This window comes from Lysinibacillus sp. COL-1, from assembly GCF_059814265.1.
In genome coordinates this window covers 205,474-220,866 of sequence record NZ_JCAWSJ010000002.1, presented here as the reverse complement: position 1 = coordinate 220,866, position 15,393 = coordinate 205,474, and the positions used below count along the sequence as shown (strand labels likewise).

At 39.8% G+C, this 15,393-nt stretch carries 11 protein-coding genes and 1 other annotated feature; all 11 genes read left to right on the top strand.

The window, feature by feature from the left end; all coding sequences use genetic code 11:
* The first annotated feature begins 74 nt into the window (after positions 1-74).
* The 11 genes from rplA to tuf all read left to right on the top strand — a co-directional run bounded on the left by rplA (position 75) and on the right by tuf (position 15,329).
* The gene (rplA, locus tag AC6BKE_RS01615; protein ID WP_036123728.1) at positions 75-773 is read left to right on the top strand and encodes a 50S ribosomal protein L1; all 699 of its coding nucleotides are present in this window, start codon (positions 75-77) and stop codon (positions 771-773) included.
* 53 nt (positions 774-826) lie between these two features.
* Positions 827-973 (top strand) — a sequence feature (ribosomal protein L10 leader region).
* 32 nt (positions 974-1,005) lie between these two features.
* Positions 1,006-1,506 (top strand): 50S ribosomal protein L10, encoded by a 501-nt coding sequence (rplJ, locus tag AC6BKE_RS01610; RefSeq protein WP_004233596.1) that lies wholly within the window; start codon positions 1,006-1,008, stop codon positions 1,504-1,506.
* A gap of 73 nt (positions 1,507-1,579) precedes the next feature.
* Positions 1,580-1,939, top strand: a complete 360-nt coding sequence (gene rplL, locus AC6BKE_RS01605; protein ID WP_004233598.1) for a 50S ribosomal protein L7/L12 — start codon at positions 1,580-1,582, stop codon at positions 1,937-1,939.
* Positions 1,940-2,015: 76 nt separating this feature from the next.
* Positions 2,016-2,618: a class I SAM-dependent methyltransferase gene (locus AC6BKE_RS01600; RefSeq protein ID WP_058845123.1), complete on the top strand. Its 603-nt coding sequence runs from the start codon at positions 2,016-2,018 to the stop codon at positions 2,616-2,618.
* A 241-nt stretch (positions 2,619-2,859) separates the two neighbouring features.
* Positions 2,860-6,435: a DNA-directed RNA polymerase subunit beta gene (gene rpoB / locus AC6BKE_RS01595; protein ID WP_170829859.1), complete on the top strand. Its 3,576-nt coding sequence runs from the start codon at positions 2,860-2,862 to the stop codon at positions 6,433-6,435.
* A 203-nt stretch (positions 6,436-6,638) separates the two neighbouring features.
* Positions 6,639-10,322: a DNA-directed RNA polymerase subunit beta' gene (gene rpoC, locus AC6BKE_RS01590; RefSeq protein ID WP_058845122.1), complete on the top strand. Its 3,684-nt coding sequence runs from the start codon at positions 6,639-6,641 to the stop codon at positions 10,320-10,322.
* A 137-nt stretch (positions 10,323-10,459) separates the two neighbouring features.
* The gene (locus tag AC6BKE_RS01585; protein WP_036123715.1) at positions 10,460-10,708 is read left to right on the top strand and encodes a ribosomal L7Ae/L30e/S12e/Gadd45 family protein; all 249 of its coding nucleotides are present in this window, start codon (positions 10,460-10,462) and stop codon (positions 10,706-10,708) included.
* A 98-nt stretch (positions 10,709-10,806) separates the two neighbouring features.
* A complete protein-coding gene (gene rpsL / locus AC6BKE_RS01580; RefSeq protein WP_010860613.1) occupies positions 10,807-11,226 on the top strand; it encodes a 30S ribosomal protein S12 in 420 nt (139 codons plus the stop codon).
* A 149-nt stretch (positions 11,227-11,375) separates the two neighbouring features.
* Positions 11,376-11,846 (top strand): 30S ribosomal protein S7, encoded by a 471-nt coding sequence (gene rpsG / locus AC6BKE_RS01575; RefSeq protein ID WP_036123710.1) that lies wholly within the window; start codon positions 11,376-11,378, stop codon positions 11,844-11,846.
* A gap of 80 nt (positions 11,847-11,926) precedes the next feature.
* Positions 11,927-14,005, top strand: a complete 2,079-nt coding sequence (gene fusA, locus AC6BKE_RS01570) for an elongation factor G (protein WP_036123709.1) — start codon at positions 11,927-11,929, stop codon at positions 14,003-14,005.
* 136 nt (positions 14,006-14,141) lie between these two features.
* Positions 14,142-15,329 carry an elongation factor Tu gene (tuf, locus tag AC6BKE_RS01565; protein ID WP_036123706.1) on the top strand — a complete coding sequence of 396 codons (1,188 nt, stop codon included), beginning with the start codon at positions 14,142-14,144 and terminating at the stop codon, positions 15,327-15,329.
* Positions 15,330-15,393 lie beyond the last annotated feature (64 nt).

The window sequence follows — 15,393 nt, the reverse complement described above, 5'->3', positions numbered from 1 at the left end:
TTCTTTGTGAACACGCAACCTTTATTCGTGGGAGGTAAAATCCGCTATAACCACAATCAAGGAGGAAATATATAATGGCTAAAAAAGGTAAAAAACTGCAAGATGCAGTAAAATTAATTGATCGTAACTCACTATATAGTGCACAAGAAGCAATCGAACTTGCTCAAAAAACTAGCACAGTTAACTTCGACGCTACTGTAGAAGTTGCTTTCCGTCTAGGTATTGATACTCGTAAAAACGACCAACAAATCCGTGGTGCAGTAGTGCTACCAAACGGTACTGGTAAAACTCAACGTGTATTAGTATTCGCAAAAGGTGAGAAACTTAAAGAAGCTGAAGCAGCTGGTGCTGACTATGTAGGCGATGCAGAATACATCCAAAAAATCCAACAAGGTTGGTTTGATTTCGATGTAATCGTAGCAACTCCTGACATGATGGGCGAAGTTGGTAAACTTGGTCGTGTATTAGGACCTAAAGGTTTAATGCCAAACCCTAAAACTGGTACAGTTACTTTCGATGTAACAAAAGCGATCGAAGAAATCAAAGCTGGTAAAGTAGAATACCGTGCTGATAAAGCTGGTATCATCCACGCTCCTATCGGTAAAGTTTCTTTCTCAGCAGAAAAATTAGTAGAAAACTTCTTAGCTGTTTTTGATGTAGTGCAAAAAGCAAAACCTGCTGCAGCTAAAGGTACTTACATGAAATCTGTAAATGTTACAACTACAATGGGCCCAGCTATTAAAGTTGACGCTTCTAACGTAGTAGTAAAATAATTTATATATATGTGTTGACGACAGTGAGTATACATGATATTATAGTTGCTGTTGTGAATTATCCATTTGTACCGTAGACAGTAGGGGTGACTTGTCACTTAATGATCCTACCGAGGACATCGGAATTCAGATTCTTATTTTAAAGATGATGACTTTCAGCCTCTGCGTCTATTTGACCCAGAGGCTTTTCTTTTGTCGGTATAAATGACCCATTCTAATAGGAGGTGTCATCATGAGCAAAGCAATCGAAAACAAACAAGTACAAGTTCAAGAGATTACTGAAAAATTCCAAGGCGCTGCTTCTGTAGTAGTTGTGGATTACCGTGGTCTTAATGTTGCACAAGTAACTGAGCTTCGTAAACAACTTCGTGAAGCTGGCGTTGAGTTCAAAGTTTACAAAAATACTTTAACTCGTCGTGCTGCTGAGGCTGCTGGTCTTGAAGGAATCAACGACGTATTAGTTGGTCCTAACGCAATTGCGTTCTCAAATGAAGATGTTGTAGCGCCTGCTAAAATCATCAACGAGTTCGCTAAGAAAAACGAAGCTTTAGAAATTAAAGCGGGTATTATTGAAGGTACAATCTCTTCTGTTGAAGATGTTAAAGCACTTGCAGAACTTCCATCACGCGAAGGTCTACTTTCTATGCTTTTATCTGTACTTCAAGCTCCAGTGCGTAACTTCGCACTTGCAACAAAAGCTGTTGCAGAACAAAAAGAAGAACAAGGCGCGTAATTTAATACGCACTCAGACTTCTGCGGCCTGATCGCAAAAAAATAAAACATTATCCAATTAGGAGGAAATTATAATGAATAAAGAGCAAATCTTAGAAGCTATCAAAGCTATGACAGTTCTTGAATTAAACGATTTAGTAAAAGCAATCGAAGAAGAATTCGGTGTAACAGCTGCTGCTCCTGTAGCAGTAGTTGCTGGCGGTGCTGCTGCAGCTGAAGAAAAAACTGAATTTGACGTAGTATTAGCATCTGCTGGTGCAGAAAAAATCAAAGTAATCAAAGTGGTTCGTGAAATCACTGGTTTAGGTCTTAAAGAAGCTAAAGAAGTAGTAGATAACGCTCCTAAAGCTCTTAAAGAAGGCGTTTCTAAAGATGAAGCTGAAGAAATCAAAGCTAAACTTGAAGAAGTTGGCGCATCTGTAGAAGTTAAGTAATCTCGTATTACTTTTTAACAAAAGGAAAGCTCGTCATTTTGGCGAGCTTTTTTCTTCATTCTGAGGAGGCATGAAAATGTCAGATCATTATTATACAAGTAAGCCTCAAACTGAGAGTAAACCTCGTCACTGGACATTCAAGTTACTAGGGCATTCGTTTTCGTTTGAAACGGATGCAGGTGTATTTAGTAAAAGCGAAGTAGATTTTGGATCCCGTGTTTTAATAGACGCTTTTAAAATGCCTAATATTAATGGTGCGATATTGGATGTAGGTTGTGGATATGGGCCGATAGGATTATCGATTGCCAAAGCGAATCCAGACCGTACCGTTTATATGATGGATATAAATGAACGCGCAGTTACACTTTCGCAGAAAAATGCGCAAGTGAACGGTGTTCAAAATGTGCGAATATTTGTGAGTGACGGCCTATCGATGGTTGATACAGATGTAGAAGCTGCAGCTATCTTAACGAATCCACCAATTCGTGCAGGGAAGGAAACGATTTTCCGCTTTTACGATGGAGCTTATGATCGACTAGTGCCTTCGGGTGAGCTTTGGGTAGTCATCCAGAAGAAACAAGGAGCACCATCGACAGTAAGTTACCTAGAAGAAAAATTTTCAGAAGTCGATATTGTCGAGAAGAAAAAAGGGTACTGGATAGTACGCGCAAAAAAATAAATGAAATATGTATAATTTATTGACTTGACAAATCGGCTATGATAATATGATACAATGCAAAAATATTATTTTGAGGTCGTATGCCCTTTTGTATAGAAATGTTTTTATATGGGTATACTTGCCAAGATAAGTTTAGTTAACCGAAAATGAGATCTTTTTGAAGACTCGTTTTCTTTTTGTCTTTCGAAATCATACACTATTTGTATGATTTTGCAAAGACCTAATATCGCTTTATTGAGGGGTGAATGAGTTGACAGGTCAACTAGTTCAGTACGGACAACACCGCCAGCGTAGAAGCTTTGCGCGTATTAAAGAGGTGCTTGAGCTTCCAAATCTGATTGAGATTCAAACGGCGTCTTACGAGTGGTTCCTTGAAGAAGGTTTACGTGAAATGTTCCGTGACATTTCGCCGATCGAGGACTTTACAGGTAATCTTTCATTAGAATTCATCGATTATTCATTAGGTGAGCCTAAGTATGATGTTGATGAATGTAAAGAGCGAGATGTTACTTACGCAGCTCCATTACGTGTGAAAGTACGTCTTTACAACAAAGAAACAGACGAAGTGAAAGAACAAGATGTCTTCATGGGTGACTTCCCATTAATGACAGAAACAGGTACGTTCATTATCAATGGTGCTGAACGTGTTATCGTTTCACAATTAGTTCGTTCACCAAGTGTGTATTTCCATGATAAAACTGATAAAAACGGTAAAAAAGGTTTCGGCGCAACAGTGATTCCAAACCGTGGTGCATGGTTAGAGTATGAAACTGATGCAAAAGACGTAGTTTATGTGCGTATCGATCGTACTCGTAAGCTACCAGTAACAGTGTTACTACGTGCACTAGGTTTCGGTTCAGACCAAGAAATTATCGATATTATCGGTGATAACGAGTATTTACGTAATACGTTAGAAAAAGATAACTCTGAAAGTACAGAAAAAGCACTTTTAGAAATCTATGAACGTTTACGTCCAGGTGAGCCTCCAACAGTAGAAAGTGCGAAGAGTTTATTGTACTCTCGTTTCTTCGATGCAAAACGTTATGATTTAGCGAATGTTGGTCGCTACAAAATGAATAAAAAGCTTCATATTAAAAATCGTTTATTTAACCAAACGATTGCTGAAACGCTTGTAGATCCTGAAACAGGCGAAATTTTAGTAGAAAAGGGTACAGTGCTTGACCGTCGTACTTTAGATAAAATTCTACCTTACCTAGAAGATTCATCAAAAGGTATTGGTTACCGTACTTTATCGCAAGTTGGTGGCGTGCTTGAGGACGATGTAACAATCCAATCTATTAAGATTTATGCACCGAAAGATGAAGCACAAAAAGAAATTAATATCATCAGTAATGCGTACATTGATGAAGAAGTGAAGAATATTACACCAGCTGACGTTTTATCTTCAGTAAGCTATTTCTTCAACTTACTTTACCAAGTAGGCGCAACAGATGATATTGACCATTTAGGTAACCGTCGTCTACGTTCAGTAGGTGAGTTACTACAAAACCAATTCCGTATCGGTTTATCTCGTATGGAACGTGTAGTACGTGAGCGTATGTCCATTAACGACACAGCTGCAATCGTACCGCAACAATTAATTAATATTCGTCCTGTAATTGCGTCTATTAAAGAGTTCTTCGGTAGCTCTCAATTATCTCAATTCATGGACCAAACAAACCCTCTAGCAGAGTTAACACATAAACGTCGTTTATCTGCATTAGGGCCTGGTGGTTTAACACGTGAGCGTGCTGGTTTTGAAGTGCGTGACGTTCACTACTCTCACTACGGTCGTATGTGTCCAATCGAGACACCTGAGGGTCCAAACATTGGTTTAATCAACTCATTATCTTCATTTGCCAAAGTCAATAAATTTGGATTCATCGAAACGCCTTATCGTCGTATTGATCACGAAACAGGCCGAGTAACGGATCAAATTGATTATTTAACAGCTGATGAAGAAGATAACTACTATGTAGCACAAGCAAACTCGCTATTAAATCCAGATGGTACATTTACTAATGAAGAAGTAGTAGGTCGTTTCCGTGGGGATAACACAGTATTCAATAAAGCTCAAATGGACTACATGGACGTATCTCCTAAACAAGTAGTTTCTGCTGCAACTGCCTGTATCCCGTTCTTAGAAAACGATGACTCTAACCGTGCACTTATGGGTGCCAACATGCAACGTCAAGCAGTTCCACTTCTTAACCCAGAAGCACCATTCGTTGGTACGGGTATGGAACATGTTGATGCGCGTGATTCAGGTGCAGCTGTTGTAGCGAAATACGATGGTATTGTTGAGCACGTAGAGGCTCGCTCTATCCATGTTCGTCGCATTGAAGTTGTAGACGGCAAAGAGGTTAAAGGCGATTTAACAAAATATAAATTACAAAAATTCATTCGTTCAAACCAAGGTACTTCATATAACCAACGTCCACTTGTAAAAGTTGGCGAGCGTGTGAAACCTCGTGATATTTTAGCAGACGGTCCATCAATGGAAAGAGGAGAACTGGCTCTTGGACGTAACGTACTTGTTGCATTCATGACTTGGAACGGCTTTAACTATGAGGATGCTGTTATTATGAGCGAGCGCCTTGTAAAAGACGATGTCTATACATCTGTTCATATTGAAGAATATGAATCAGAATCTCGTGATACAAAGCTTGGGCCTGAAGAAATCACTCGCGATATTCCGAACGTTGGAGAAGATGCACTTCGTAACCTAGACGAACGTGGTATTATCCGTATTGGTGCGGAAGTACGTGATGGCGATATTCTGGTAGGGAAAGTAACACCTAAAGGGGTTACAGAATTAACTGCGGAAGAGCGTTTATTACATGCAATCTTCGGTGAAAAGGCTCGTGAGGTTCGTGATACTTCATTACGTGTACCACACGGTGCTGGCGGTATCATTCTTGACGTTAAAGTATTTAACCGTGAAGATGGCGATGAATTACCACCAGGCGTTAACCAATTAGTTCGTGCTTATATTGTTCAAAAACGTAAAATTCGCGTTGGGGACAAAATGGCCGGACGTCATGGTAACAAAGGGGTTATCTCTCGTATCTTACCGGAAGAAGATATGCCATTCATGCCAGATGGCACGCCTGTTGATATCATGTTAAATCCGCTTGGTGTACCTTCTCGTATGAATATCGGACAAGTTTTAGAGTTACACTTAGGTATGGCTTCTCGCTACCTAGGCGTCCACATGGCAACACCAGTATTTGATGGTGCTAATGAAGAAGACGTTTGGGAAACAATGGAAGAAGCAGGGATGAACCGTGACGGTAAAACAATCCTGTATGATGGACGTTCTGGTGAACCATTTGATAACCGTGTATCTGTTGGGATCATGTACATGATCAAACTTGCTCACATGGTTGATGATAAACTTCACGCACGTTCAACTGGTCCTTATTCACTTGTTACGCAGCAACCACTTGGTGGTAAAGCGCAATTTGGTGGACAACGTTTTGGTGAGATGGAGGTATGGGCACTTGAAGCATACGGTGCTGCATATACACTTCAAGAAATCTTAACGGTTAAATCCGATGACGTTGTTGGTCGTGTGAAAACATATGAAGCCATCGTTAAAGGTGAAAGTGTACCAGAGCCAGGTGTTCCTGAATCATTCAAAGTATTGATTAAAGAACTTCAATCTCTTGGTATGGATGTTAAGATGTTAACAGTTAATGATGAAGAAGTAGAGCTTCGCGATTTAGACGAAGAAGAAGATCTTCAACCAGCTGATGCACTTAACATTGCACCACAGCCAGATACAGAAGAAGAGCCAGTAGAGTCTTTTGAATAATGGAAACCCAAATTCACAATGGTGAATAAGGTCAAACTTATTTTTCAAATTAGCCGGGCAGGATTTAACGCCCTGCCTGGCTTTTTCTTTTAATAAATCATTCTATTTCTAATCCTTTGCCAAAGAGGCAATTCTTTGCAAGCGATTATCGAGCTGCGTAAAAGAGTCTTTATAAAGACCTATACTAGAGGGAGGTAGGCTCCTTGATAGACGTTAATGAATTTGAATATATGAAAATCGGTTTAGCATCCCCTGACAAGATTCGTTCTTGGTCATATGGTGAGGTTAAAAAGCCTGAAACAATTAACTACCGTACATTAAAACCAGAAAAAGATGGTTTATTCTGTGAACGTATCTTTGGTCCAACTAAAGATTGGGAATGTCATTGTGGTAAATATAAACGTGTACGCTATAAAGGCGTAGTTTGTGACCGTTGTGGCGTTGAAGTAACACGCGCTAAAGTTCGTCGTGAGCGTATGGGACACATCGAATTAGCAGCACCAGTTTCTCATATCTGGTACTTCAAAGGTATTCCAAGCCGTATGGGTCTAATCCTAGATATGTCACCACGTGCATTAGAAGAAGTTATTTATTTTGCTTCATATGTTGTGATTGATGCGGGTGCTACTAACTTAGAAAGCAAACAATTACTTTCTGAAAAAGAGTACCGTGCATACCGTGAAAAATTCGGCAACACATTCGAAGCTGCAATGGGTGCAGAAGCAATCAAAAAACTATTAAGCAAAATTGACTTAGAGGATGAAACACATTCTTTAAAAGAAGAGTTAAAATCTGCACAAGGTCAAAGACGTACTCGTGCTATCAAACGTCTAGAAGTTGTTGAATCTTTCCGTAACTCAGGTAACTCACCTGAATGGATGATTCTAGATGTTCTACCTGTTATTCCACCAGAGCTTCGTCCAATGGTGCAATTAGATGGTGGTCGTTTTGCAACTTCCGATTTAAACGATTTATACCGTCGTGTAATCAACCGTAATAATCGTTTAAAACGTTTATTAGATTTAGGTGCGCCAAGCATCATCGTACAAAACGAAAAGCGTATGCTACAAGAAGCTGTTGACGCATTAATTGATAATGGTCGTCGCGGACGTCCTGTAACAGGTCCTGGTAACCGTCCACTAAAATCACTTTCACATATGCTGAAAGGTAAACAAGGTCGTTTCCGTCAAAACTTACTTGGTAAACGTGTTGACTATTCTGGTCGTTCCGTTATCGTAGTAGGTCCAAACTTAAAAATGTACCAATGTGGTTTACCAAAAGAAATGGCTATCGAATTATTCAAGCCATTCGTAATGAAAGAGTTAGTAGAGCGTGGTCTTGCTCATAACATTAAATCTGCTAAGCGTAAAATTGAACGTTTAAACAATGACGTTTGGGACGTTTTAGAAGATGTTATTCGTGAGCATCCGGTATTACTAAACCGTGCACCAACGCTTCACCGTCTTGGTATTCAAGCATTTGAACCAACACTAGTTGAAGGTCGTGCTATTCGTCTTCACCCATTAGTATGTACAGCGTATAACGCTGACTTCGATGGTGACCAAATGGCGGTTCACGTACCGTTATCAGCAGAAGCTCAAGCAGAAGCTCGTCTTCTAATGCTTGCAGCACAAAACATCTTGAATCCAAAAGATGGTAAACCTGTTGTAACACCTTCTCAAGATATGGTATTAGGAAACTACTACCTAACACTTGAACGTGAAGATGCTCGTGGTGAAGGTACTGTTTTCTATGGTCCAAATGAAGTCTTAATTGCATATGATACAGGTCATGTACATTTGCATACACGTATCGCGATTAAAGCAAGTTCGTTAAATAACCCAACATTCACAGAAGAACAAAATAATATGTTCCTATTGACAACTGTTGGTAAAGTAATCTTTAACGAAATCTTGCCAAAATCATTCCCTTATATTAATGAGCCAACTGATTTCAACTTAGAGCAAGTAACACCAGAGAAATACTTCGCTAATTTAGTAATTGACGAAGATACTCTGAAAGAGCTTGAATCAGATAGCGCTTATAATAATTTAGATGAAAAAGGGAAAATTGATGCACAACGTACAGCTGTATTGCGTAAATATTTTGCATCAGTACCAGTTGTAAATCCATTCCGTAAAAAATTCTTAGGAAATATCATTGCTGAAGTGTTTAAACGTTTCCACATTACTGAAACATCTAAAATGCTTGACCGCATGAAAAACCTAGGATTTAAATATTCAACACGTGCTGGTATTACTGTAGGTGTATCTGACATCGTGGTATTACCTGATAAAGGTGAAATTTTAGCTGTAGCTCAAGAAAAAGTGGATAAAGTTCAAGCGCAATTCCGTCGTGGTTTCATTACAGAGGATGAACGTTATGATCGTGTTATCTCAAGCTGGAGTGCTGCGAAAGACGAAATTCAAGCGAAACTGATGAAGTCACTTGAGAAAACAAACCCAATTTTCATGATGTCTGATTCAGGTGCCCGTGGTAACGCATCTAACTTTACGCAGTTAGCTGGTATGCGTGGTCTGATGGCCAACCCGGCTGGTCGTATTATTGAACTTCCAATTAAATCTTCATTCCGTGAAGGTTTAACAGTATTAGAGTACTTCATCTCTACTCACGGTGCTCGTAAAGGTCTTGCCGATACAGCCCTTAAAACTGCCGATTCAGGTTACTTAACACGTCGTCTTGTTGACGTTGCACAGGATGTTATTGTACGTGAAGATGACTGTGGTACTGACCGTGGCTTAACAATTGGTGCATTAATGGAAGGCACAGAACTGATTGAAGCTCTAGATGAACGTATTGTTGGTCGTCATACGAAGAAAACAATCGTACATCCTGAAACGGGTGAAGTTATTTTAGGAAGAGATGGTTTAATCGACCAAGATGTTGCTCGTGCAATTATTGAAGCAGGTATCGAGGAAGTGACAATCCGTTCAGCATTTACATGTAATACAAAACATGGCGTATGTAAAAAATGTTACGGCATGAACTTGGCAACAGGTGAAAAGGTTGAGGTTGGAGAGGCAGTTGGTATTATTGCAGCTCAATCAATCGGTGAACCAGGTACACAATTAACAATGCGTACATTCCATACAGGTGGGGTTGCCGGAGATGATATTACACAAGGTCTTCCACGTATCCAAGAGATCTTTGAAGCACGTAATCCAAAAGGTCAATCTGTTATTTCAGAAATCACAGGTACTGTTTCAGATATCACAGAAATTCGTGAAGGCTTAAAAGAAATTACTATTCAAGGTGACGTAGAAACGCGTAAGTATCAAGCACCTTATAATGCACGTTTAAAAGTTATCGAAGGTGATAATGTAGAGCGTGGTCAAGTTTTAACAGAGGGTTCTATCGATCCAAAACAATTGTTAAAAGTCAAAGACGTTTCAACTGTTCAAGAATATTTATTAAAAGAAGTTCAAAAAGTATACCGTATGCAAGGGGTAGAAATTGGTGATAAACATATCGAGGTAATGGTTCGCCAAATGCTTCGTAAAGTACGTGTAATTGAAGCTGGAGATACAGATTTATTACCAGGTTCATTACTAGATATCCACCAATTTGCAGAGGCAAATGCAGATGCTGTTATGAATGGCAAAAATCCTGCAACTTGTCGTCCTGTTATCCTGGGTATTACAAAAGCTTCTCTTGAAACAGAATCATTCTTATCTGCAGCATCGTTCCAAGAAACAACACGTGTGTTAACAGATGCAGCAATTAAGGGTAAACGTGACGAGCTTCTTGGATTAAAAGAGAACGTAATTATCGGTAAACTTGTTCCTGCAGGTACTGGTATGCAACGTTACCGTCAAATCCGCATCGAAAAAGATGAGCTTGACACAGAAGTTGTTTCTGCCGAATAGACATTAAAATAGGACCGAAGAGATGGAATTTCACCGTCTCTTCGGACTTTTTAAAGATATTAGTTGACAGTGTAAATTGGTAATGATAATATATTGAAGGTTGATAGTTAACTGTCTGTACTTCGGAGGATATGAAAATGTCTTATGATAAAGTAAGGGCTAGTCAAACAATCATAGGTACAAAGCAAGCAGTAAAAGCAATGCGAGCCGGTTCAGTGAAAGAACTTCTTGTGGCACTTGATGCAGACAATTGGGTAACCGATTCGGCCATATCTTTCGCGAGAGAAATCGGTATACCAGTTATTCTTGTTGAGTCGAAAAAGGAACTGGGCAAGGCCTGTGGAATCCATGTTGGAGCTGCGGTAGTTGCGATTACTGTAGAGTAGTTTTTGTGTATTAAACACAAAGACTTTGTTTTTACCCAAAAAATGAACCACCTGGATGTGTGGTATTAACAAGGAATAAATGAAGGGAGGAAATATCGATGCCTACAATTAACCAATTAGTACGTAAGCCTCGTCAATCTAAAATCACGAAATCAAAATCACCAGCGTTAAACAAAGGATATAACTCATTTAAAAAATCTTTAACTGATGTTAAATCACCACAAAAACGCGGTGTTTGTACTCGTGTTGGTACAATGACACCTCGTAAACCGAACTCAGCGTTACGTAAATACGCTCGTGTACGTTTAACTAACCAAATTGAGGTTACAGCTTATATCCCAGGTGAAGGCCACAACTTACAAGAGCACAGTGTTGTTCTTATCCGTGGCGGACGCGTAAAAGACTTAGCGGGTGTTCGTTACCATATCGTACGTGGAGCTCTTGATACAGCTGGTGTAAACGGTCGTTTACAATCACGTTCTAAATACGGAACAAAACGCCCTAAAGAAAAAAAATAATTTAACGTTAAATAACGTTATTTAATACTGAGCCTCATACTAATTGTCACAAATATCGAATCTTGCTAGCAGATTTGATATTTGATCGACAAATACGAAAAGGCCAACTTTATAAAATAATCGATAACTATTCGAAAGGAGGAAAACACATGCCTCGTAAAGGTCCTGTTTCCAAACGTGACGTGTTACCAGATCCAATTTATAGTTCAAAACTAGTAACTCGTTTAATCAATAAAATGATGGTTGATGGTAAAAGAGGTACTTCTCAAAAGATTTTATACGGTGCGTTCGAACTTGTTAAAGAACGTTCTGGTGAAAATCCAATTGAAGTATTCGAAGCCGCTCTAAACAACGTAATGCCAGTTCTTGAAGTTCGTGCTCGCCGTGTTGGTGGTTCAAACTACCAAGTACCGGTTGAAGTACGTCCAGAACGTCGTACAACTTTAGGTCTTCGTTACCTAGTTAACTATGCTCGTCTTCGTGGTGAAAAAACTATGGAAGAACGTTTAGCTAACGAAATTCTTGATGCTTCTAACAACACTGGTGCATCAGTTAAGAAACGTGAAGACATGCACAAAATGGCAGAAGCGAACAAAGCATTCGCTCACTACCGTTGGTAATTTAACCTATGTGTTAGCCAGTTAGCTAACACAAGGTCTCTTATACAGTCTTTACCCCAATATGGAAGGAGAAATTTCCTATGAAACGCGAATTCTCACTTGAGAATACTCGTAATATTGGGATCATGGCTCACATTGATGCTGGTAAAACAACAACAACTGAGCGTATCCTTTATTACACTGGTAAGATTCACAAAATCGGTGAAACTCATGAAGGCGCTTCTCAAATGGACTGGATGGAGCAAGAGCAAGAGCGTGGTATTACAATCACTTCTGCTGCAACAACAGCCCAATGGGCAGGCCATCGTGTAAACATCATCGATACTCCTGGACACGTAGACTTCACTGTAGAAGTAGAACGTTCATTACGTGTACTTGACGGTGCTGTTACAGTACTAGATGCTCAATCTGGTGTTGAGCCTCAAACTGAAACTGTATGGCGTCAAGCTACAACTTATGGTGTTCCACGTATTGTATTCATTAACAAAATGGATAAAACAGGAGCAGATTTCTTATATTCTGTAGGAACTCTACATGATCGTTTACAAGCAAACGCTCACCCTATCCAATTACCTATCGGAGCTGAAGATCAATTCTCAGCAATCATCGACCTAGTTGAGATGAAAGCTACTTTCTATGGCGACGAAAAAGGTACAGCAGTAACTGAAGGAGAAATTCCTGAAGAATACCGCGCACAAGCTGAAGAATACCGTGAAAAACTAATCGACGCTGTTGCAAGTGTTGATGAAGAAATCATGGAAAAATATTTAGAAGGCGAAGAAATTACTGTTGCGGAACTTAAAGCGGCGATCCGTCGTGCTACAATCGCAGTAGAATTCTACCCAGTAATCTGTGGTACAGCATTCAAACACAAAGGCGTACGTCCAATGTTAAATGCCGTTATCGATTACTTACCATCTCCAGTTGATGTACCAGCAATCAAAGGTACTTCAGTAGATGGTGACGAAGAGTTAGAACGTAAATCTTCTGATGCAGAGCCATTCTCAGCTCTTGCATTCAAAGTTATGACTGACCCATTCGTAGGTAAATTAACTTTCTTCCGTGTGTACTCTGGAACATTAGATTCAGGTTCATACGTGCAAAACTCTTCTAAAGGTAAACGTGAGCGTGTAGGTCGTATCCTACAAATGCACGCTAACTCTCGTGAAGAGATCTCAAAAGTATTTGCTGGAGACATCGCGGCAGCAGTAGGTCTTAAAGACACTACTACTGGTGATACTCTTTGTGACGAGAAGAACCTAGTTATTCTTGAATCAATGGAGTTCCCTGAGCCAGTAATTTCTCTTTCTGTAGAACCAAAATCAAAAGCTGACCAAGATAAAATGGGTCAAGCTTTACAAAAACTTCAAGAAGAGGATCCAACTTTCCGTGCTCATACTGACACAGAAACTGGACAAACAATCATCTCAGGTATGGGTGAACTTCACCTTGATATCTTAGTTGACCGTATGCGCCGTGAATTTAAAGTAGAAGCTAACGTAGGTGCTCCAATGGTATCTTACCGTGAAACATTCCGTAGCTCTGCAAAAGTTCAAGGTAAATTCACTCGCCAATCTGGTGGTCGTGGACAATACGGAGATGTAACGATTGAGTTCTCTCCAAATGAAGAAGGTAAAGGATTTGAATTCGAAAACGCTATCGTTGGTGGTGTAATTCCTCGTGAATACATTCCTGCAGTTGAAGCAGGTCTTCGTGACTCTCTTGACCGCGGTGTAGTAGCTGGTTACCCTCTAATCGACATTAAAGCGAAATTAGTATTCGGTTCTTACCATGACGTTGACTCGAATGAGATGGCGTTCAAAATTGCTGCATCTATGGCTCTTAAAGAAGCTTCGAAACAATGTGACGCTGTTATCTTAGAACCAATGATGAAAGTAGAAGTTGTAATTCCAGAAGAATACCTTGGCGATATCATGGGTAACATTACTTCTCGTCGCGGACGCGTTGAGGGTATGGATGCTCGTGGTAACTCACAAGTTGTTCGTGCGATGGTTCCTTTAGCAGAAATGTTTGGTTATGCAACAACACTTCGTTCTGCAACACAAGGTCGTGGTGTATTCTCAATGACATTCGATCATTATGAAGAAGTACCAAAATCAATTGCTGCTGAAATCATCAAAAAAAATAAAGGTGAATAATTGAATTTTCATCTTGCATAAAGTATAACTAATTTGTAAGCTATGATTGCAGGATAGGGGATGGGCCCGTTCTCTATCGGCATTCATTCTATAAATTTCAAAAATAAAACATATAATTTTGAGGAGGCAATCTCTAATGGCTAAAGAAAAATTTGACCGTTCTAAAACGCATGCTAACATTGGTACAATCGGACACGTTGACCATGGTAAAACTACTTTAACTGCTGCAATCGCTACAGTTCTTTCTAAAAAAATGGGTGGTACAGCTAAATCATACGCTGACATCGATAACGCTCCAGAAGAAAAAGAGCGTGGTATCACAATCAACACTTCTCACGTAGAATATGAAACAGAAACTCGTCACTATGCACACGTTGACTGCCCAGGACACGCTGACTATGTTAAAAACATGATCACTGGTGCTGCACAAATGGACGGCGGTATCTTAGTAGTATCTGCTGCTGATGGCCCAATGCCACAAACTCGTGAACACATCCTTTTATCTCGTCAAGTAGGTGTTCCATACTTAGTAGTATTCATGAACAAATGTGATATGGTTGATGACGAAGAATTATTAGAATTAGTAGAAATGGAAATCCGTGATCTACTATCTGAATATGACTTCCCAGGTGACGATATTCCTGTAATCAAAGGTTCTGCTCTTAAAGCTCTTGAAGGTGAACCAGAATGGGAAGAAAAAATCGTTGAATTAATGGACGCTGTAGATTCTTACATCCCAACTCCAGAACGTCAAACTGACAAACCATTCATGATGCCAGTAGAGGACGTATTCTCTATCACTGGTCGTGGTACAGTTGCAACTGGCCGTGTTGAACGTGGTCAAGTTAAAGTTGGTGACGTAATTGAAATCATCGGTATCGCTGAAGAAGCTAAATCTACTACTGTAACTGGTGTAGAAATGTTCCGTAAATTATTAGACTATGCTGAAGCTGGTGACAATATCGGTGCTTTACTACGTGGTGTTGCTCGTGAAGAAATCCAACGTGGTCAAGTATTAGCTAAACCAGGTTCAATCACTCCACACACAAACTTCAAAGCTGAAGTTTACGTTTTATCAAAAGAAGAGGGTGGCCGTCATACTCCATTCTTCTCTAACTACCGTCCTCAGTTCTACTTCCGTACAACTGACGTAACAGGTATCTGTAACTTACCAGAAGGCGTTGAAATGGTAATGCCTGGTGATAACATCGAAATGACAGTTGAACTTATCGCTCCAATCGCTCTTGAAGAAGGTACTAAATTCTCTATCCGTGAGGGTGGCCGTACTGTAGGCGCTGGCGTAGTTGCTTCTATCCAAAAATAATTTTAGCTTTCGCTAATTATCAAACCAATCTGTAGGGACGCTTACAGATTGGTTTTTTGTGTTA